A 19,487-nucleotide genomic window follows, 5' to 3' on the forward strand; every position below is an offset into this window, starting at 1 on the left:
GGGTGCAGCCGCGGAAGATCTCCACCGACATCCGCTCGTGGACCGTCTCGATGCCACGCGGCACCGATCTGGCTCAGCCGCTCGACGGCGTAGGTGGGGTCGATCAATGCCTCCGGGGTGTGGATGCCCGGTGCGGGACGGTCGCCGCGCAGGCCGAGCAGCCGTTCGACGCCGAGTGCGATCCCCACTGCGGTCAGCGGTCGCTGACCGTCCTGATGGACGAGGTGCTGTGTTCTGTTGAGCGGTGCGCCGTTCCGGCCGGTTCCGGCGAGATCGATCCGAACCTCGACGGAGGCGGGTTCACCGCGCCGCCTGCTCGGGGTGGCACCGACCGCGAAGTCGACCCGGACGTTCGGTGCGCCGGTAGCGAGGGCCAGGCTGGGCACGTCGAGAACCGGGATGCTCTGGCCGGGCAGGGCGGTGCCGTCGACGGTATGGACGTCGGCTTGCGCGTCGGCCTCGGCGAGCCAGGTGAAGACGCCGTCGCGGCGCACGAGGCCCGCCGTCGTGACGGCCGACCAGCGTTCCAGGTCGGCGATTCCCGCGGGTCCGCCGGTGTCGGTGTCATCGAGCGCGACGCCGACTCGGACCGTGTCGACCCGGTCGAACTCGCGCGTGGAATCCAGTGCGGCGAGAACGATGATGCCCGCCATCAAGTGGCTGGCGACCAGAACCGGCGCCGCACTGGACCTTTGCGCGCCCGCGACGATCTCCGGGCCGATGTCGAGCAGGCCGCTGGAGATGCTGAGGTAGGGCAGGCCACGGTCCTGTGCGTAGTGCATGCCGTTGAGCCGATGGTCCCACAGGGTCGCCACGACCGCGGAGTAGTCGGCGTCGGCGAGACCGAGGTCGCGGCGTGACAGATCGATCGTCACCGCCGTGGCAGTGCCGACGGCGTCGGCGACCCGTTGCGCACGACCGAGATCACGGCCCGCGATGGTCAACGGCAGGGTCGGATGCCATTGACGCAACAGGGCGGCGGTGTCCGACCCCGCCTGTCCCGACCCGCCCAAGATCAGTACCGATTGCTCCATGCTGAAATCCCTCTCCGCTAAGCTACAAAATGTAACTTACTCTTTGTAGCTAAGCTGTGGACATGGCGCAAGGGAGGACGATGACCGCACGATCGGGCAGATTGGCGAAGCCGGCCAGGCGCGAGCAGCTGCTCGACACCGCCTTGACGCTGGTGCGAGAGCAAGGCACCGACGGCCTGACCTTGGCCACTCTCGCCGAAGCTGCGGGCGTGAGTAGGCCGATCGTCTACGACCACTTCGGTACCCGCCCCGAACTGCTCCTCGCGCTCTACCGTCAACTCGACGAACGCCACCGCCTGGCCTCGGAACAAGCCGCCCGCGACGCCACCCCCACCGTCGACGAGATCGCCCGCGTCATGAGCACCGCCTACTTCGCCTGCGCCACCGATATGCCCGAATTCGACGCGATTTCCGCCGCCCTGAAAGGCAATCCGGACGTCCAGGCGATCCAGCACGACATGCTCGACAGCTACCGCGACTGGATGGCAGCCACCCTGCAACCGTTCTCGCCATTCACCGCCACAGCACTGCGACTGCGCTGCGTCGGCGTGCTCGGCGCGGCCGAAACACTGGCCGCGGAACTGAACCTGGGTACGACCACGCCTGACGAAGCGATCTCGGCGCTGACCGATCTGATCGTCGGCAGCATCGGTGTGCGATAGCGGCACCGCAGCAGACCGAAGCTGATGCCGTTGTCCGCCGACAGGGGGGCGGCGTCGGACGCCTGTCGACGCGACAGCGCCTCCGAGGCCCGAAACCCGTGGCGTAGGCCAGGACTGGATCGTTTGCATGCTTGTCGTTCCCGCCGAGCCGGTAGTGTCGGACACCGTGCCAGGGGTGGTTGTCGACTCAGCTCGATCTCCTTCTACGACCGATGATCCACGCCCGCCTTTCGCGCGGTTCGCTGTTGCGGTGGTGGCAGTGGTCTTCGGCATCGTCGCGACGCTATCGGCGACGCGGTACGGCTACTACTACGACGAGCTGTATTTCATCGCCGCGGGCAAGCACCCCTCGTTCGGCTATGCCGACCAAGGTCCACTGGTGCCGCTGCTCGCGCGCTCGATGGACTGGCTGTTTCCCGGATCGTTCATCGCGTTGCGCATTCCGGCAGTGGCGGCGTCGCTCGCCGTAGTGGTGTTGAGCGCGGTCATCGCCCGCGAACTGGGCGGTGCTCGCGGAGCCCAGTCACTGACAGCGATCGCCTGCGCGACATCGGCGTTCGTACTCGGCCAGGCGCAGACTTTGTCGACGAACGCCATCGATACCTTGCTGTGGGCGGTGCTCACCTGGCTGCTGGTGCGCTGGGTACGGACCCGCGACGATGCGTTGCTGTGGGCGGCTGGGCTCGCGACAGCCGTTGCCGTGCAGGTCAAATGGCTGATCCCGATTTTCTGGATCGCGGTGGTCGTCGCCGTGGCCTGGCTGGGGCCCAGAGCGTTGTTTGCGGCGACCGGCGCTGTGGTGGAGCGCCAGCATTGTGGTGCTGGCGGCAGCGCCGGGGGCGAACTCGGATGGCCCGAGCTGGTGGCGGCTACCGCGAACGCCTACCGCGCATTACCGCCGCACCGGCAGCGCACGGCCGTGGTCGTGACGCAATGGTATGTACAAGCGTCAGCGCTCGATCACGCTCGTTCCACTGCGGGTCTACCGCCGGTCTTCAGTCCGAACCGCGGCTTCGGCTACTTCGGCGTCCCGCCGGATACCGCGGACACAGTCGTCTACGTCGGCGGTACCGAGGCGGATCTGCGTCGCTGGTTCAGCTCCGTCGTCCCAGCGGGCCGAACCGACTATCCGCTCGGAATTCCCGGCATCACCACCGATGCCACGATCTGGGAATGCGTGGGTCCGATTCAGCCGTGGTCGTCGATGTGGTCGACGATGCGCGGCCTCTGACACCAGGAAGTGAGTATCGCGTGGGCAACGAACCTGAAATCCGCACGGGCGCCGGTGTTGTGCGCGGCCGGTGGGAAGGCGCTGTCGCGGTCTTTCGGGGGATCAGCTATGCAGCGCCGCCGGTCGGCGCACGACGGTTCGCGGCGCCTGGGCCTGCACAGCGGTGGCAGGGCGTTCGCGACGCGCTGATGTTCGGCCCTCCGGTTCCCCAGGCCCGCAATGGCGGTTCGGTGATGTCGTCGGCGTCCGGCTCGACCGATGACGGATCCGAGGACTGTTTGACGCTGAATGTCTGGTCACCCGACCTCGGGGCCGCGAAACTGCCGGTGATGGTGTGGATCCAGGGCGGCACCTACCTCGAGAACGACACCGCCAACCCGCATTGCGACGGTGCGCTGCTCGCAGCGGCCGGCGTGGTGGTGGTCAGCATGAACTATCGAGTCGGCGTCGACGGTTTCGCCCGCATTGCTGGAGCTCCGGACAATCGCGGCATCCTCGACCAGATCGCTGCTCTGCGCTGGGTCCAGGACAACATCGCCGCATTCGGTGGCGACCCCGCCAACGTCACCGTTTTCGGGCAGTCCGCGGGCGGTGCGTCCATCGGTGCGCTGCTGGTGATGCCGATGGCGGCCGGACTGTTTCGCAGAGCGATCAGCCAGAGCATGCCCGGCACCTATTTCACTCCGAGCCTCGCCGCCGCGATCTCGACCACGATCGCCGCACAGCTCGGCGTCCAGGCCACCGTCGAAGACCTCGCCCTGCTGCCGCCACGCGCGCTCACCGACGCCACCACCGCGGTGATCGCCGCGATGCCCGAGTTCGTCGACGTCTGGGGCCCGATGGCGCTCACGCCCACCCCGTTCTCCCCTGTTGTCGACGGTGAGATATTGCCGTGCGCGCCGTGGCGTGCGATCGCGGGCGGTGCCGCACGCGACGTCGACCTGCTCGTCAGCCACACCCGTGACGAGTTCCGGCTCTACACATCTCGCCCGGGGAGCGAACCGGCACCGGAGACCATGACCGCAGCTTTTCGCCACCTCGCACCAGGCACGGATGGTGACAGGCGCTACCGCGCCGCCTATCCGGAAGCGACATCTGGCCAGCTGTTCGAAATCCTCAACTCCGACTGGCTGTTCCGGATGCCGAGCCTGCATCTGGCCGATGCTGCGCACGCAGGCGGCGGGCGCGTGTGGCTGTGCGAACTGGCGTGGAGCTTCAACTCGCAACAGGGCGCCGCGCACTGCCTGGACTTCCTGCTCGTCCTCGGCACCCTCGGTCCCGACGAGGTCCGCGCCCACCGCTTCGCCCATCCGAACGCCGCGAACGAAATCACCGATGTCGCCCACCGCATGCGTACCGACTGGGTGAATTTCGCTACCTCGGGAACCCCCGGCTGGGCGCCCTACGATCCACAGGCGCGAACCACGCGCGTCTACCACGCCGAACCCATCACCCAGCCCTACCCCGAAGAAGGCTCCCGCCTCATCTGGTCAGCCCACCAGTTCGACACTCTGGACCTCCCGAGCTGAATCACCCAGCCGGTCTCGTCCGGCATGCGCCCGCCGCACCTTTCGGAGAAGCTATGTCACAGGTCGGTGGGCGGTGACACGGTCGGGCTCGATACGTCGACGAGGAAACGGTTGGGATCGGTTACCAGCAAACGTCTTTGGCCGTAGAACAGATCCCGGGGCTCCTCGACGATGGGAATGCCGAGGTCCTTGGCACGGGCGTAGACAGTTTCCACATCGTCGACGACGATGGTGAGGTAGGAGCCGCCGAACCCGCCACGAACATGGTCGGGCACCAGCTCGTGATCGCGCGCCATGATGCCGATGGTTGTCGCCGAGCCCGAGTCGACGAGTTGCACGAACCAATCGCTGTCGTAGGCGACTTGGAAACCCAATAGGTCGACGTAGAAGTCACGCGTCGTAGCGAGTTGGTCGCTAAGGATGTTCACAAAGCTCCGTGCAATGGTCACATCGGCGAGACTAGCAAGCGGGCCCGAATTCCCGGCGGTTCGATTCGGTTCGCCCACTAGATTGAAAGAGTGTTCACCTCCAATGGAATTCCGGTCGGGTCCGGGCACAGATTGATCTCACCCAGTGTCGATATGTACGGAGAATGGCGCGACGCGCATGTCGAGTGGGGGCCCGGTGTCCACGAGGACGGTTTCGGTTTGTTGCCGAGTGACGATGTCGACTCGGCGAGTGGATTCGAGCTCTGGGTCGCGCGGCTCATCACCGCGTCAGGGGACGGGCGTTGCTCGTATCGCTGGATAGTCGAGGGTGATCGTGTACTCGGCGGGATCGCATTGCGGCACGGGGACGCTGAACTTGTGCGGACGGTCGGGCATATCGGGTACGGGATCCGGCCGTCCGCGCGCCGTCGAGGGCTGGCCACGTGGGCATTGGGAGAGATCATCGCTGAGGCGCGAGTGGCTGGGATGGACCGAGTACTGGTTGTTTGCGCGGCCGAGAATATCGGGTCGGTGAAGACGATCGAGCGCTGTGGTGGCGTCCTCGAGAGCATCCAGGACACCGAACTCGGTCCGGCACGGCGGTATCGGATCACGGTCGGGGAGTCGCGCACGTAGGCCACTGGCGGGAGGGGTGAGCGAAGGATCGGCCTGCTGGGCGAATGGCCGCAGCGATGGTCATGATCTGGCCGTGGAATTGGTAAGCACCGTGCTCGTGCGCCAACGGTGAAGAGCTCAAACACCCTTCAGGTCACGCCCGAAATCGGCCGAGCTGTTATCGGCGTTCGATCGTGGCGAGCCAGGCGGAGGTCGAGTCGGCGAAGCGTGTTCGGAGATGCTCGGGGGCGATGGCGGCGATGTGCCAGGCGGGGTTGTCATCGAAGGGTGCGGTGAGGGCTTGCCTGGTGACGGGGTGCGGACCGGTGTCGGGACCGGTATCGCTGAAGCACAATACGTACAAGGTGCCACCGGAGTCGGTGACCGAGGCCAGGCTTGCCGCGTACTCGGTGCGTTCGGACTCGTCGAAGGTGTGGAACAGGCCGCAGTCGAGGACTGTTTCGAAGCGGCGATACAGGCGCTGGAGATGTAGGGCGTCTGCCATGGCGAAGGCCACCTCGATCCCGCGATCGTCGGCTGCTTGCCTGGCGGTGGCCAACGCCGTTTCGGCCACGTCGACACCCAGCACGGGCAACCCCCGGGCGGCGATGAACAGAGCATTGTCGCCGGTGCCACACCCGACATCGAGGACCGGTCCGCAGAACCCGCCTGATTCGGCCAGCCGCACGACAGCGGGCTGCGGGGTACCGATGTCCCACGGTGCGGGGCCGTCGAGATAGGACGCGTTCCACGGCTGACCGGCGTGGCGTTCGTGGCTGGTCGGTGGGCGGGGGTCGGGCGGGGAACTCGGCGGCATCAGCGGATGAACAGGTTGGAGCGGTCGGCGAGGTCGAGAACCGGCTGGGGGAACAGACCGAGCAAAACGGTGGCGCCCGCGCTGAACGCCACGACCAAGGTGGTGGCGAACGGGGCGGTCACGATAGGCGCGTCGGCCGGAGGGTCGGTGAAGAACATCAGCACGATGACCCGGACGTAGAAGAAAGCCGCGATGGCGCTGCAGAGGACACCGACGATCACCAAGGCGGTATAGCCCGCACCGGAGGCAGCGGCGAAGACCGCGAACTTGCTGACGAATCCGCTGGTGAGCGGGAGACCGGCGAAAGACAGCAGCAACAGGGCGAATGCCGAAGCGAGCCACGGGGATCGGCGACCGAGGCCCGCCCACTGCGACAGCGCGGTCGCTTCGTCACCGGAGGCGTCACGCACCAGACTGACCACCGCGAACGCACCGACGGTGCCGAGGCCGTAGGCCAGCAGGTAGAACAGCACGGCGGCCACACCGGCGCTGTCGGCGGCGACGACACCGACGAGCAGAAAACCGGCGTGCGCGATCGATGAGTAGGCCAGCATGCGCTTCACATCGGTCTGGGTGATCGCCATGATCGCACCGACGACCATCGTCGCCACCGCGACCGCGGCGAGCACCGGGCGCCAATCCGAGCCCAGCGCACCGACTCCCACCATCAGTACCCGCATGGTCGCCCCGACGGCCGCGATCTTGGTGGCGGCGGCCATGAACGCGGTGATCGGGGTCGGAGCGCCCTGATAGACATCGGGCACCCAGGCCTGGAACGGCACTGCACCGATCTTGAACAGCAGCCCGACGGCGAGCATGCCGAGACCGAGCAGGGCCAGAGTCGCGTTCTCGGGCCGCTTGTCCAGTGCCGCACCGATTCCCGGCAGCGACACCGTGCCGGTCTGCCCGTAGAGCAGCGCGACACCGTAGAGGAAGAACGCCGAGGAGAACGCACCGAGCAGGAAGTACTTCATCGCCGCCTCTTGCGAGAGCAACCGCCTGCGGCGAGCCAGCCCACACAGCAGATACAGCGGCAGCGACAGCACTTCGAGCGCGACGAACATCGTCAGCAGATCGTTCGACGCGGGAAACAGCAGCAGACCACCGACCGCGATCATCGTCAGCGGGAACACCTCGGTGGTCGAAACCCCCGAGCGGACCGCCGCGAGCTCGTGCGCGCTGCCGGGCACCGCGGAGGCCTGCGGTGTGAACGCGTCGACCCCTCGATCCAACGCGGCCGCCGCCCGACTCCACGTGCCCGGCCCGCTGCGCGCCCGCGGGACCGCCCCACGCTCGGCGATCAGCAGCAGGCCCAGCAGCGAGACCAGCAGGATCGTGCCCTGCAGGAACAGCGTGACCCCGTCGATCGCGACCGCGCCCACCACCGCGGTGCCCTCGGATCCCGCGAGCAGCACCACGGCAACCAGAGCGCCGACCACGCCGGCTGACCCGAGCACCAACTGCGTCGGATACCGGTAGGGCCGCGGCACGAACGCTTCGACGAGTACACCCACCACGCCGACCCCGAACACGATCAGCATCGGGGCGAGCAGGTGGTATTCGATGCTCGGTGCGGGCGCGATGGCCGCGAGCTCGGTGATGGTCACGGAGTCCGTCCTCATTTGTGGCCGCCTGCGGGCGGGGTGGCCGCACCTGCTTCGGGAGCGGGGACCGTCGGAGCGGGATCGTGCTTACCGATCGTCGAGAGAGTGTGTCCCACCGCGGGATCCACCAGATCCAGGATCGGTTTCGGATAGAACCCGAGCACCAGCAGCGCGACCAGCAGCGGCACCACCACGGCCAGCTCGCGCGGCACCAGATCACGCAGGTGTTCGTTGCCCTTCTTCAGCGGGCCGGTCATCAACCGCTGATACAGCCACAACACATAGATCGCGGCCAGGACCAGTGCGCCGGTCGCGATCACCGCCGCCACCTGGTACTTCGGGAAGGTGCCGATCAGGACCAGGAATTCGCTGACGAACGGCGCGAGACCGGGCAGCGAGAGCGTGGCCAGGCCCGCGATGAAGAACGTGCCCGCCAGCACCGGCGCGACCTTCTGCACGCCGCCGTACTCGGCGATCATCCTGGTGCCACGCCGGGAGACGAGGAACCCGGCGATGAGAAACAGTGCGGCCGTGGACAGTCCGTGGTTGACCATGTACAGCGTCGCCCCGGATTGGGACTGGCTGGTCATGGCGAAGATGCCGAGGATGATGAACCCGAAGTGCGAGATCGAGGTGTAGGCGATCAGGCGCATCACATCGGTTTGGCCGATGGCGAGCAGCGCGCCGTAGAGGATGCCGATGACGGCCAGGGTGATCACCAAGGGCGCGAAGGTGTCCGATGCCAGTGGGAACAACAGCAGGCAGTAGCGCAGCATGCCGAAGGTGCCGACCTTGTCGACCACCGCCATCATCAGCACCGCGCTGGACGGGGTGGCCGAGACCGCCGCGTCGGGCAGCCACGTGTGTAGGGGCCACAGCGGCGCCTTCACGGCGAAGGCGAACATGAACCCGAGGAACAGGGCGTTGAGAACCGCTGTGCTGCCCCCGAGTTCACCGTTGTTGGCCGCGGCGACCACGACGCGCAGATCGAAGGTCCCCGCCGATCCCTCGCCGAGGCCCGCCCGGGCGGTCAGCACGTACAACCCGATGACCGCGGCGAGCATGATCAGCCCACCGAAGAGGTTGTAGAGCAGAAACTTCACCGCCGCGCGCGAGCGTTGGGCGCGGACCGCGGCGTCGGTGGTGCGGGTGCCGAAGCCGCCGATGAGGAAGTACATCGGGATCAGCATCGCTTCGAAGAACACGTAGAACAGCAGGATGTCGAGGGCGAGGAAGGAGATCAGCACCATCGACTCGACCAGCAGCATCAACGCCATGTAGAGGTGGATGGTCTTGGGTCCGTCGCCGGTGGGGGTGTCGTCGTTCCAGCCTGCCAGGATCAGCAGCGGCACCAGCACCGCTGTCAGCAGGACCAGGGCGGTGGCGATACCGTCGAGGCCGAGTGTGTAGCCCACACCGAATGTCGGGATCCATTCGTGGGATTCGACGAATTGGTACTGGGCACCGCCGGGCTTGAATCGCACCGCAAGGACAACGGCCAGTGCGAGCACACCGATCGACACCGCGAACGCCACGCTACGCGCCACCGTGCGGCGGGCGGCGGGCAGGACGAGCACCACACCCGCCCCGATCGCGGGGGCGAGCCAGAGCGTCGTCAGCCAGGGAAACGAGTTCACCAGAACCTCACCGCCAGCAGGGCGGCGGCCACCAGGGCCGCGCCGGTGAACATGGACAGGGCGTAGGAGCGCACGAAACCCGTCTGCACCTTGCGAATTCGCGCCGACAGTCCGCCGATCGAGGCAGCGGTTCCGTTGACGATCCCGTCGACGCCCTTCGCGTCGAGGAACACCAGCGCCCTCGTGAGGTGGCGGCCCGGGCGTTCGAACACGGCTTCGTTGATCTTGTCGCCGTAGAGATCGGCACGGGCGGCCCCGGTCAGCACGCTGACCGGCTCGGGCGCGACCTCGGGGATCGGGCTCTCGGCGTACTTGCGGTAGGCCACGGCGACACCGATGGCGACCGCGGTCAATGCCAGACCGGTGACCACCGCCGCGGGAATCACCGGCTCCGCGTGATGGGAACCGACGACGGGTTCGAGCCAGTTCACCAGCGACGAGCCCCAGACGAACAGACCACCGGCGAAGACCGATCCGAACGCGAGCAGGATCATCGGCCCGGTCATCACCGCCGGTGACTCGTGCGGGTGGGTGTCGGGCTTCCAGCGGCGCTCACCGAAGAAGGTCATCAGCATGACGCGGGTCATGTAGAACGCGGTGAGCGCGGCGCCGACGAGAGTGACCGCGCCGAGCAGGATTCCGGTGGATCCGCTGTGGTCGAAGGCTGCCTCGATGATCTTGTCCTTGGAGAAGAACCCGGACAACGGTGGCACTCCGATGATGGCGAGATAGCCCAGGCCGAAGGTGATGAACGTGATCGGCATCAGCGTGCGCAGGCCGCCGTAGCGGCGCATATCTGTTTCGTCGTTCATCGCGTGCATCACCGAGCCGGCGCCGAGGAACAGCCCTGCCTTGAAGAAGCCGTGGGTGAGCAGGTGCATGATCGCGAACGCGTACCCGGCCGGGCCGAGGCCGACGGCCAGGATCATGTACCCGATCTGGCTCATCGTCGAGGCCGCGAGGGCCTTCTTGATGTCGTCCTTGGCGCAGCCGATGACGGCGCCGAACAGCAACGTCACCGCGCCGACGGCGAGCACCGCCGTGCGCGCGTTCGGCGCGAGGTCGTAGATCGGGTTGGCGCGGGCGATCAGGTATACACCGGCGGTGACCATGGTGGCGGCGTGGATGAGCGCCGAGACCGGGGTGGGGCCTTCCATCGCGTCGCCGAGCCACGACTGCAGGGGTACCTGCGCGGATTTTCCGCAGGCGGCCAGCAACAACAGCAGACCGATGGCGGTGAGGGTGCCTTCGCTCGCACCCGGGGTCGCCGCGAACACAGTGCGGAAGTCGAAGGAACCGAATGCCGCGAACATGACCATCATGGCGATGGCCAGGCCCATGTCGCCGACCCGGTTGACCACGAACGCCTTCTTGGCTGCCGTTGCGGCCGAGGGCTTCTCGTACCAGAAGCCGATCAGCAGATAGGACGCCAGGCCCACGCCTTCCCAGCCCAGGTAGAGCACGAGGAAGTTGTCGGCCAGGACCAGGACGAGCATCGCGGCCAGGAACAGGTTGAGATAGCCGAAGAACCGGCGCTTACCCGGATCGTGGCTCATGTAGCCGATCGAGTAGAGGTGGATCAGCGACCCGACCCCGGTGATGAGCAGTGCGAAGCAGATCGACAGCTGGTCCAGTTGCAGGCTGAACCCGACCTGTAGATCACCGACGGGCACCCAGTTGAACAGTTCCTTGTGCACGGCACGGTCGGCGTCGGCGCGCCCGAGCATGCCGAAGAACGCGACAGCGGCGACGACGAACGAGGACAGCGCGGCCGTCGTGGCGAGGTAGGGGCCCCAGCGGTCGGTGAGGTGACCGAACAGGAGCAGAACGATCGCCCCTGCGAGCGGGAGGGCGGGCAGCAGCCACAGCGTTGCGGTACCCATGTCAGAACTTCAGCAGGTTGGCGTCGTCGACCGAGGTCGACCGGCGGGCGCGGAAGATCGTCATGATGATGGCCAGGCCGACGACGACCTCGGCGGCGGCGACCACCATGGTGAAGAACGCGATCACCTGACCGTCGAGGTTGCCGTGCATCCGGGCGAAGGTCACGAACGCCAGATTCACCGCGTTGAGCATCAGCTCCACGCACATGAACACCACGATCGCGTTGCGGCGCAACAACACTCCCGCGGCGCCGATGGTGAACAGCAGCGCAGACAGGAACAGGTAGTTCTGGGGGTTCACCGCTTGCCTTCCTCGTCGGCCGTCGGATTATCGTCGCGGACCGTGCCGACCGAGAGCACAGCGGCTTCGGTGTGGGCGCGGTTGCGGCGGTGACGCAGGATCGTGCTCACCGAGAGTTCGGCGAAGGAGCCGTCGGGAAGCTGGGCGGGGCTGTCGACGGCGTTGTGTCGTGCGTAGACACCCGGTGTCGGTAGCGGGGTGGCCCGTTCGCCGGCAGTGCGGAAGCGATCGCGCGACATTTCCCGCTGTCCGCGTTTCGGGGTGAACTGTTCGCGGTGGGCCAGCACCATCGCACCGATCGTGGCGGTGATCAGCAGTGCGCCGGTGAGTTCGAACGCCCACACATAGCGCAGGAAGATCAACTCGGCGAGTTCGGCGATCACGTCGCGGTCGCCGAAACCACGGCCGGGGAAGCTGGTTCCGCTGTCGCGCAGGGCCGCGCCGATGCCGCCGATGAACAGCAACCCGAATCCGAGCCCGACGATCGCGGCGGCGATGCGCTGACCGCGCAACGTCTCCCGCAGCGATTCCGCGGAGTCGACGCCGACGAGCATCAGCACGAACAGGAACAGCATCATCACCGCGCCCGTGTACACCACGATCTGCACGACGCCGAGGAACAGCGCACCCTGCGCGATGTAGAACACGGCGAGCGCGATCATGGTGGCGGCCAGGCACATCGCCGAATGCACGGCCTTGGCCGCGGTCACCATGCCGAGGGCGCCGAGCACCGCGATCGGGGCGAGTACCCAGAACAGCACACCCTCACCGGTGGAGGTGCGGGCGACTTCGGCGGCCAGCACGTGTGCGGTGCTCATCGCAGTACCTCCTGCTCAGACGGTGCGGGACCGACCCGGCCGAGGTAGTAGTCGGCCGCGTCGGTGCCCGGTGCCATCGGGTGCGGCGCGGGGGTCATGCCCGGTTGCATGGGGGCCAGCAGCTGGTCCTTCTCGTAGATGAGGTCGGCGCGGTTGTCGTCGGTGAGTTCGTATTCGTTGGTCATCGTCAGCGCGCGCGTCGGGCAGGCCTCGATGCACAGGCCGCAGCCGATGCAGCGCAGGTAGTTGATCTGGTACACGCGGCCGTACCGCTCACCGGGGGAGAAACGTTGCTCCTCGGTGTTGTCGGCGCCTTCGACGAAGATGGCGTCGGCTGGGCACGCCCACGCGCACAGTTCGCAGCCGATGCACTTCTCGAGTCCGTCGTCGTAGCGGTTGAGCTGGTGGCGACCGTGATAGCGCGGCGCGGTCGGCACCTTCTGCTCGGGGTATGACTCGGTATTGGGCTTCTTGAACATCGTGGCCGCGGTGACCGCGAACCCGGCGAGCGGGTCGAACAACCCGAACTCGGGCTGCTCGTTCGCGGGGCGTGCCGGCATCGGCGGCACCGGGAAACCCAGGAATACCGACGAGGTCGATGGCTCCTGTGGCGGCAATGGCGGTAGCCCCTTGCTGCGGCCTGCGCGCAGGAACATCGCGATCATGGCCGCGGTGATCACCAGCCCCACGCCGACCAGAATGAAGTTCTGTCCGGGGATGCCCTCGAGATCGAGCACCCGTGCGGCGGCCACGACCATCACCCACACCAGCGAGGTCGGGATGAGCAGTTTCCAGCCGAGGTTCATGAACTGGTCGTAGCGCAGGCGGGGCAGCGTGCCGCGCAGCCAGACGAACACGAACAGGAACGTCCACACCTTGAGGGTGAACCACAGCAGTGGCCACCATCCGGAGTTGGCGCCCTCCCACAGGCTGATCGGGAACGGCGCCCGCCAGCCGCCGAGGAACAGCGTCGTCGCCAGGGCGGACACCGTGGCCATGTTCACGTATTCGGCGAGCATGAACATCGCGAACTTCAGCGACGAGTACTCGGTGTGGAAACCGCCGACCAGTTCACCTTCGGCTTCGGGCAGGTCGAAGGGCGCCCGGTTGGTCTCGCCGACCATCGACACGCAGTAGATGAGGAACGAGGGCAGCAGCAGGAACACATACCAGGTGCCCTCCTGTGCGCTCACGATCTCGGAGGTCGCCATGGTGCCCGACAGCAGGAACACCGTGGCGAAGGTCAGTGCCATCGCGATCTCGTAGGAGATGACCTGCGCGGTCGAGCGCAGGCCGCCGAGCAGCGGATAGGTCGAACCCGAGGACCAGCCGGCGAGCACGATGCCGTACACGCCGATGGAGGTGATGGCGAGGATGTAGAGCACCGCGACGGGCATGTCGGTGAGCTGCAACGCGGTGTGGGTGCCGAAGATCGAGACCTCCGGGCCCATCGGGATCACTGCGAAGGCCATGAACGCCGGGATCACCGAGATGATCGGAGCGAGTACGAAGATCGGCTTGTCCACGATCGCCGGGATGATGTCTTCCTTGAGCGCCATCTTCACGCCGTCGGCGATCGACTGGAGCATGCCGCCGGGGCCGATCCGGTTGGGCCCGATCCGCATCTGCATCCACGCGACGACTTTGCGTTCGGCGTAGACCGCGATCAACGGCACCAGCATCAGGTAGATGAACACGCCGAGTGCCTTGACGACCACCAGCCACAGCGGATCGGTGCCGAAGACAGGTCCGGCGTCGGCCGCGAGGAGTAGGACTCGATCACTCATGACGGTGTTCCTTCATCCTGTCGTCGGCGCGACGCAGGCGCACCACGGCGCCGGGCGTCACACCGAGTTCGGCGGCGACCGTCGAACCGGGTGAGTGCAGCGGCAGCCACACCACCCGGTCGGGCAGGTCCGTGATCATCAACGGCACCGAGATCTCGCCGCGGTCGGTGGAGACGATGACGTGATCGGCATCGTCGGCTTCGATCTCGGCGGCGGTCGCGGCCGAGAGCCGTGCGACCGGCGGGCGGGCGACACCGGCGAGATTGGGTTCACCGTCTTGCATGCGGCCGGCGTCGAGCAGCATCCGCCATCCGGCGAGCACCGCCGTTCCTGGCCCGGGCACGGGTCGGGTCTGACTGGTCAGCTCCGGAGCGGGGATGGGCTCACCGTTCCAGGCGCCGAGCCCGTCGAGTTCGGTGCGGGCGGCGGCGGGGTCGGGCAGGTTGATCGGGACGCCCATCTGCGCGGCCAGCGAGTTGAGCACCCGCAGGTCCGACAGGGGAGCGGCGACGCGGCGGGTGGTGTCGAGCGAGGCCGCGGCGAAGGGGCGCGGGCGGCCTTCCCAGGTGCGGAAGGTGCCGGACTTCTCCATCGCGGTCGCCACCGGGAACACGACGTCGGCGCGTTCGGTGACGGCGCTGTGCCGCATTTCGAGGCTGACGACGAACCGGGCCGCGTCGATCGCGGCCAGGGCGGCGGCCGGGTCGGGCAGGTCGGCCGGGTCGACGCCGCCGATGACCAGCGCACCCAGCTGGGCGGCGCCGGCCAGGATCGCGTTGGCGTCGCGGCCGACGGTGACGGGGAGTTCACCGGCCTGCCACCGATGCCGGACCTGTTGACGCGCCGAAGGATCCACGACGGGCCTGCCGCCGGGCAACAGGCTGGGCAGGGCACCGGCTTCCAGCGCACCGCGTTCGCCCGCACGACGGGGCACCCACGCCAGTGCCGCGCCGGTGGCATCGGCCAGGCGGGTCACCGCCGACAGCGCGCCGGGACTGCCCGCGAGCCGCTCGCCCGCCATGATGACCGCGCCGGGCGTGTTCAGCATCGTCAGGAGTTCGGCGGCGTCGGCGGACGTTTCGGCCATGATCGAGGTGATCACGTCGGCTTCCCCGCACGGCGGGGTTTGGATGAGCGCGCCCGACATACGTTCGAGGCCGCGGGAGGCGAACGGTGCCAGCGACACCACCCGTTGCCCGCGGGTCCGTGCGGCCTTGCGCAGCCGCAGGTAGACGATGGGCGATTCCTCTTCCGGTTCGAAGCCGACCAGCAGCACGACGGGGGCTCGGTCGAGCGCGGCGAAGTCGACCCGCACACCGCGTCCGGCGATGCGGGCGGCGAGGAATCGTTCTTCCTCCTCCGAATGCACCCGGCTGCGGAAATCGATGTCGTTGGTCGCGAGGACCATGCGCGCGAACTTGCTGTACGCGTACGCTTCTTCCTCGGTGACGCGGCCGCCGACGAGCACTCCGGCATTGCCGATCGCCGCGCTCAGGCCCGCTCCGGCGGCGGCGAGAGCTTCGGGCCAGGAGGCCGCGGCGAGGACGCCGTCCCAGCCGCGCACCATCGGCGTGGTGAGGCGGTCGCGCTCGGTGGCGTAGGCGAAGGCCCAGCGACCCTTGTCGCAGTTCCATTCTTCGTTGACCTGCGGATCGTCACCGGCCAAGCGGCGCAACACTTTTCCGCGGCGGTGATCGGTGCGTTGTGCGCATCCGGAGGCGCAGTGCTCGCACACGCTCGGGGTGGAGACCAGGTCGAACGGGCGAGCCCGGAAACGGTAGGAGGTACCGGTGAGAGCGCCCACGGGACAGATCTGGACGGTGTTGCCGGAGAAGTAGGAGTCGAGGGGTTCGGCTCGAGCGATGCCGACCTGTTGCAGCGCACCACGATCCATCAGTTCGATGAACGGGTCGCCGGCGACCTGCTGGGAGAACCGGGTACAGCGTGCGCACAGCACGCACCGCTCCCGATCGAGCAGCACCGCCGTGGACAGCGGGATCGGCTTCGGATACGTCCGCTTCTCGCCGTCGAATCGGGACTCGGCGCTGCCGGTGGACATCGCCTGGTTCTGTAGCGGGCACTCGCCGCCCTTGTCGCACACCGGGCAGTCCAGCGGATGGTTGATGAGCAGCAGCTCCATCACCCCGCGCTGGGCTTTTTCGGCGACCGGGGAGCTGACCTGGGTGCGCACGATCATGCCGTCGGTGACCGGGATCGTGCAGGAGGCGACCGGCTTTCGCTGCCCTTCGACCTCGACGAGGCACTGACGGCACGCGCCGACCGGGTCGAGCAGGGGGTGATCGCAGAAGCGAGGGATCTGCACGCCGATCAGTTCGGCGGCACGGATCAGCAAGGTGCCCACGGGAACTTCGATCGTGGTGTCGTCGATGGTGACGCTCACCATGTCGGCGGGCACCACATCGCTGCTGTTGCCTGGCGCGATGGCAGTCATCGGTCCTCTTTCGCTGGTGCCCACACGGTCGAGGCGGCCGGGTCGAACGGGCAGCCGCCGAGTCGCTGATGCGCGAGGTATTCGTCGCGGAAGTACTTCAGCGAGGAGAAGATCGGGCTGGCCGCGCCGTCACCGAGCGCGCAGAACGATTTGCCGTTGATGTTGTCGGCGATGTCGGCGAGCTTGTCCAGGTCGGCTTCGGTTCCGTCGCCGGCTTCGAGTCGGCGCAGCAACTGCACCAGCCAGTAGGTGCCTTCGCGGCACGGTGTGCATTTGCCGCAGGATTCGTGGGCGTAGAACTCTGTCCAGCGCAGGACCGCGCGCACCACGCAGGTGGTGTCGTCGAAGATCTGTAAGGCCTTGGTGCCCAACATGGATCCGGCGGCGGCGACACCTTCGTAGTCGAGGGCGACGTCGAGGTGTTCGTCGGTGAACATCGGGGTCGAGGAACCGCCGGGGGTCCAGAACTTGAGGGTGTGCCCGGCTCGCACACCGCCCGCGTAATCGAGCAGCTCGCGCAAGGTGATGCCCAGTGGAGCCTCGTACTGGCCGGGCCGGGCCACATGCCCCGACAGGGAGTACAGGGTGAAGCCGGGTGACTTCTCGCTGCCCATCGAGCGGAACCACTCGGTGCCGTTGCGCAGGATCGAGGGCACGCTGGCAATGGATTCCACATTGTTCACGACCGTCGGGCACGCGTAGAGGCCCGCGACGGCGGGGAACGGTGGGCGCAGACGGGGCTGTCCGCGCCTGCCTTCGAGGGAATCGAGCAGCGCGGTTTCCTCGCCGCAGATGTAGGCGCCCGCGCCGGCGTGCACGATCAGGTCCAGGTCGAATCCCGAGCCCAGGATGTCGTGGCCGAGCAGGCCGGCCGCGTAGGCCTCGGCGACGGCGGCTTGCAGTCGGCGCAATACCGGCACCACTTCGCCGCGCACGTAGATGAACGCGGTCGCGGCCCGGATCGCGTAGGCGGCGATCACGATGCCTTCGATGAGGGTGTGCGGGGTGGCCAGCATCAACGGGATGTCTTTGCAGGTGCCGGGTTCGGACTCGTCGGCGTTGACGACGAGGTAGTGCGGTTTCGTGGTGCCGTCGGGGCCGGGACCCTGCGGGATGAACGACCACTTCATCCCGGTGGGAAAGCCCGCCCCACCACGACCACGCAGACCCGCGTCCTTGACGGTGTGGATCACCTCGTCGGGCGTCTTGCGCAAGGCGGCGCGGAGACCGTCGTAGCCACCGGTCGCGCGATAGCTTTCCAGGGTCCAGGACCGCGGGGTGGCCCAGTGTTCGCTGAGTACCGGGGTGAGCTTCATCATCGCGAACCCCCTGCCGAGTCCTTTTCTGCGGCAGCGATGTCGAGCCCTGCCAAGGTGGGTGCGCCCGGTGTTCCTTCGAGCGCGCCGGGACGCTCGTCGGGGAATCCGGCGAGGATGCGGGCGGTCTCGCGGAACGTGCACAGCGGTGCGCCACGGGTGGGGCGGACCTGGTGGCCCGCTCGGAGGGCGTCGGTGATCGCGACTGCTGATTCGGGAGTCTGGTTGTCGAAGAATTCCCAGTTCACCATCATGACCGGGGCGTAGTCGCAGGCGGCGTTGCATTCGATGTGTTCGAGGGTGATGGCCCCGTCGGGTGTGGTTTCGCCGTGCTCGACGGCCAGATGTTGTTGCAGTGCTTCGTAGATGGCGTCGCCGCCGAGGATCGCGCAGAGGGTGTTGGTGCAGACCCCGACGTGGTAGTCGCCGGTGGGGGTGCGCCGGTACATCGAGTAGAACGTGGCGACCGCGGTCGCCTCGGCGCCGGTGAGGTTCAGGTGATCGGCGCAGAAGTCGATGCCGGTGCCCGTCACGTACCCCTCTTCTGCCTGCACCAGGTGCAGCAGGGGGAGCAGGGCCGAGCGGGGGTGCGGGTAGCGGGTGATGATCTCTTTGGCGTCCAGTTCGAGACGTTCGCGCACATGCGGCGGATACGGTTCGGGACGAGTGCTCAGGCTCAGGAGAATCGGTGTGCTGGTGGGGTTGTCGATTGTCATCTGTCCACTCCGCCCATGACCGGGTCGATGCTGGCGACCGAGGCGATCACGTCGGCGACCATGCCGCCCTCGCACATCGCGGCCACCGCTTGCAGGTTGGTGAACGAGGGGTCGCGGTAGTGCACCCGGTAGGGCTGGGTGCTGCCGTCGCTGACCATGTGCACACCCAGTTCCCCGCGGGGGGATTCCACTGCCGAATACACCTGTCCCGCAGGCACTCTGATGCCCTCGGTGACGAGCTTGAAGTGGTGGATCAGCGATTCCATGGAGGTGCCCATGATCTTGCCGATGTGCTTGGGTGAGTTGCCCAGACCGTCGGGGCCCAGTTCCAGGTCGGCGGGCCAGGCGATCTTCTTGTCGTCGATCATCACCGGTCCCGGGCGCAGTTTGTCCAGGCACTGTTCGACGATCTTGATCGACTCGGTCATCTCGGCGATCCGGATGATGTAGCGGCCGTAGCAGTCACAGCCGGTGGTCGTCGGGATGTCGAATTCGTAGTTCTCGTACCCGCAGTACGGATCTGATTTGCGCAGATCGTGCGGCAGACCGGTGGCGCGAAGGACCGGCCCGGTGATGCCGAGGGCCATGCAGCCGGTGAGATCGAGGTAGCCGATGTCCTGGGTGCGCTTCTTCCAGATCGGGTTCGCGCTGAGCAGG

General features: G+C 67.2%; 16 protein-coding genes and 1 pseudogene. 4 read left to right on the forward strand and 13 right to left on the reverse strand.

The annotated features are described in order from the left end of the window. Window positions 1–1,034 (reverse strand): hypothetical protein (locus ACFWF3_RS01995; RefSeq protein ID WP_379312079.1); only part of this gene is annotated, 1,034 nt, incomplete at its 3' end. Between the two features lie 80 nt (window positions 1,035–1,114). Between ACFWF3_RS01995 and ACFWF3_RS02000 the strand changes: the two genes are divergently transcribed. The 3 genes from ACFWF3_RS02000 (at window position 1,115) to ACFWF3_RS02010 (ending at window position 4,456) form a co-directional block, all read left to right on the forward strand. Next, complete coding sequence (locus ACFWF3_RS02000; RefSeq protein ID WP_379312080.1) at window positions 1,115–1,696, forward strand: TetR/AcrR family transcriptional regulator; 582 nt, start codon at window positions 1,115–1,117, stop codon at window positions 1,694–1,696. Between the two features lie 250 nt (window positions 1,697–1,946). Further along, the gene (locus ACFWF3_RS02005) at window positions 1,947–2,927 is read left to right on the forward strand and encodes an ArnT family glycosyltransferase (protein WP_379312081.1); all 981 of its coding nucleotides are present in this window, start codon (window positions 1,947–1,949) and stop codon (window positions 2,925–2,927) included. A 20-nt stretch (window positions 2,928–2,947) separates the two neighbouring features. Further along, the gene (locus ACFWF3_RS02010) at window positions 2,948–4,456 is read left to right on the forward strand and encodes a carboxylesterase/lipase family protein (protein ID WP_379312082.1); all 1,509 of its coding nucleotides are present in this window, start codon (window positions 2,948–2,950) and stop codon (window positions 4,454–4,456) included. Between the two features lie 56 nt (window positions 4,457–4,512). On the opposite strand, the gene ACFWF3_RS02015 is transcribed toward ACFWF3_RS02010, so the two are convergent. Then, a complete protein-coding gene (locus tag ACFWF3_RS02015; protein WP_379312083.1) occupies window positions 4,513–4,884 on the reverse strand; it encodes a VOC family protein in 372 nt (123 codons plus the stop codon). A 153-nt stretch (window positions 4,885–5,037) separates the two neighbouring features. Here ACFWF3_RS02015 and ACFWF3_RS02020 point away from each other — a divergent pair, with 153 nt between their 5' ends. After that, complete coding sequence (locus ACFWF3_RS02020) at window positions 5,038–5,520, forward strand: GNAT family N-acetyltransferase (RefSeq protein ID WP_379312084.1); 483 nt, start codon at window positions 5,038–5,040, stop codon at window positions 5,518–5,520. 157 nt (window positions 5,521–5,677) lie between these two features. Here the strand turns inward: ACFWF3_RS02020 and ACFWF3_RS02025 are convergent, their stop codons facing one another. The 11 genes and pseudogenes from ACFWF3_RS02025 to ACFWF3_RS02075 form a co-directional block, all read right to left on the reverse strand. Beyond that, the gene (locus ACFWF3_RS02025) at window positions 5,678–6,316 is read right to left on the reverse strand and encodes a class I SAM-dependent methyltransferase (protein WP_379312085.1); all 639 of its coding nucleotides are present in this window, start codon (window positions 6,314–6,316) and stop codon (window positions 5,678–5,680) included. After that, window positions 6,316–7,938 (reverse strand): NADH-quinone oxidoreductase subunit NuoN, encoded by a 1,623-nt coding sequence (nuoN, locus tag ACFWF3_RS02030; RefSeq protein ID WP_379312086.1) that lies wholly within the window; start codon window positions 7,936–7,938, stop codon window positions 6,316–6,318. The genes ACFWF3_RS02025 and nuoN overlap by 1 nt, the downstream gene beginning before the upstream one ends. Beyond that, complete coding sequence (locus ACFWF3_RS02035; RefSeq protein ID WP_379312087.1) at window positions 7,935–9,557, reverse strand: NADH-quinone oxidoreductase subunit M; 1,623 nt, start codon at window positions 9,555–9,557, stop codon at window positions 7,935–7,937. The genes nuoN and ACFWF3_RS02035 overlap by 4 nt, the downstream gene beginning before the upstream one ends. Then, window positions 9,554–11,440: an NADH-quinone oxidoreductase subunit L gene (gene nuoL / locus ACFWF3_RS02040; RefSeq protein WP_379312088.1), complete on the reverse strand. Its 1,887-nt coding sequence runs from the start codon at window positions 11,438–11,440 to the stop codon at window positions 9,554–9,556. The genes ACFWF3_RS02035 and nuoL overlap by 4 nt, the downstream gene beginning before the upstream one ends. Before the next feature lies 1 nt (window position 11,441). Continuing rightward, window positions 11,442–11,741 carry an NADH-quinone oxidoreductase subunit NuoK gene (gene nuoK / locus ACFWF3_RS02045; RefSeq protein ID WP_378991725.1) on the reverse strand — a complete coding sequence of 100 codons (300 nt, stop codon included), beginning with the start codon at window positions 11,739–11,741 and terminating at the stop codon, window positions 11,442–11,444. Next, a complete protein-coding gene (locus ACFWF3_RS02050; RefSeq protein ID WP_379312089.1) occupies window positions 11,738–12,559 on the reverse strand; it encodes an NADH-quinone oxidoreductase subunit J in 822 nt (273 codons plus the stop codon). Before ACFWF3_RS02050 ends, nuoK begins: the two co-directional genes overlap by 4 nt. Next, complete coding sequence (gene nuoH, locus ACFWF3_RS02055; RefSeq protein WP_379312090.1) at window positions 12,556–14,346, reverse strand: NADH-quinone oxidoreductase subunit NuoH; 1,791 nt, start codon at window positions 14,344–14,346, stop codon at window positions 12,556–12,558. The genes ACFWF3_RS02050 and nuoH overlap by 4 nt, the downstream gene beginning before the upstream one ends. Further along, a complete protein-coding gene (locus ACFWF3_RS02060) occupies window positions 14,339–16,798 on the reverse strand; it encodes an NADH-quinone oxidoreductase subunit G (RefSeq protein WP_379312091.1) in 2,460 nt (819 codons plus the stop codon). Before ACFWF3_RS02060 ends, nuoH begins: the two co-directional genes overlap by 8 nt. After that, window positions 16,795–18,114 (reverse strand): NADH-quinone oxidoreductase subunit NuoF, encoded by a 1,320-nt coding sequence (gene nuoF, locus ACFWF3_RS02065; RefSeq protein WP_379312093.1) that lies wholly within the window; start codon window positions 18,112–18,114, stop codon window positions 16,795–16,797. The genes ACFWF3_RS02060 and nuoF overlap by 4 nt, the downstream gene beginning before the upstream one ends. Further along, on the reverse strand, window positions 18,114–18,830 hold the full coding sequence (gene nuoE / locus ACFWF3_RS02070) for an NADH-quinone oxidoreductase subunit NuoE (RefSeq protein WP_379312092.1): 717 nt from the start codon (window positions 18,828–18,830) through the stop codon (window positions 18,114–18,116). The genes nuoF and nuoE overlap by 1 nt, the downstream gene beginning before the upstream one ends. Continuing rightward, window positions 18,827–19,487, reverse strand: a pseudogene (locus tag ACFWF3_RS02075) (NADH dehydrogenase subunit D); the annotation flags it as partial. The gene nuoE and the pseudogene ACFWF3_RS02075, both read right to left, overlap by 4 nt.

The organism is Nocardia sp. NPDC060220, from assembly GCF_042727815.1.
In the GTDB taxonomy this organism is placed as follows: Bacteria; Actinomycetota; Actinomycetes; order Mycobacteriales; family Mycobacteriaceae; genus Nocardia.

Bases quoted from the DNA above. Each gene is read 5' to 3' on its own strand.
- ACFWF3_RS02000 (WP_379312080.1), top strand. From the start codon at position 1,115: ATGACCGCACGATCGGGCAGATTGGCGAAGCCGGCCAGGCGCGAGCAG.
- ACFWF3_RS02020 (WP_379312084.1), top strand. From the start codon at position 5,038: ATGTACGGAGAATGGCGCGACGCGCATGTCGAGTGGGGGCCCGGTGTC.
- ACFWF3_RS02025 (WP_379312085.1), bottom strand. From the start codon at position 6,316: ATGCCGCCGAGTTCCCCGCCCGACCCCCGCCCACCGACCAGCCACGAA.
- nuoN (WP_379312086.1), bottom strand. From the start codon at position 7,938: ATGAGGACGGACTCCGTGACCATCACCGAGCTCGCGGCCATCGCGCCC.
- nuoL (WP_379312088.1), bottom strand. From the start codon at position 11,440: ATGGGTACCGCAACGCTGTGGCTGCTGCCCGCCCTCCCGCTCGCAGGG.
- ACFWF3_RS02050 (WP_379312089.1), bottom strand. From the start codon at position 12,559: ATGAGCACCGCACACGTGCTGGCCGCCGAAGTCGCCCGCACCTCCACC.
- nuoH (WP_379312090.1), bottom strand. From the start codon at position 14,346: ATGAGTGATCGAGTCCTACTCCTCGCGGCCGACGCCGGACCTGTCTTC.
- ACFWF3_RS02060 (WP_379312091.1), bottom strand. From the start codon at position 16,798: ATGACTGCCATCGCGCCAGGCAACAGCAGCGATGTGGTGCCCGCCGAC.
- nuoF (WP_379312093.1), bottom strand. From the start codon at position 18,114: ATGAAGCTCACCCCGGTACTCAGCGAACACTGGGCCACCCCGCGGTCC.
- nuoE (WP_379312092.1), bottom strand. From the start codon at position 18,830: ATGACAATCGACAACCCCACCAGCACACCGATTCTCCTGAGCCTGAGC.